This window comes from Bacillus cereus group sp. BfR-BA-01379 (genome assembly GCF_022663605.1).
In the GTDB taxonomy this organism is placed as follows: domain Bacteria; phylum Bacillota; class Bacilli; order Bacillales; family Bacillaceae_G; genus Bacillus_A; species Bacillus_A mobilis.
The window spans coordinates 1-249 of the sequence record NZ_JAKUFT010000275.1 but is presented as its reverse complement, the minus strand read 5'-3'; the positions used below and the strand labels follow the sequence as shown (position 1 = coordinate 249).

Sequence of the window (249 nt, the reverse complement as noted above, 5' to 3'; positions counted from 1 at the left end):
GAATCACAATCAACAACAGCATTCTAAACAAGACGACTCGGATCAGAATAAACAGCAACATTCTAAGCAAAGCGACTCGAATCAAGATAAACAACAAAGCTCTAAACAAGACGACTCGAATCAGGATAAACAACAAAGCTCTAAACAAGGTAACTCGGATCAAAATCAGCAGCAAAACGCTGGAAATAATAGTATTTATGATTTTACGAAACCAGGAAAAGACCGTATTCATTCTCTACAAGATTTAAT

1 pseudogene is annotated in these 249 nt (G+C 35.7%); it reads left to right on the top strand.

Annotation, left to right across the window (positions count from 1 at the left end):
- Positions 1-249: pseudogene (locus tag MR113_RS27835) on the top strand (spore germination protein); the annotation flags it as partial.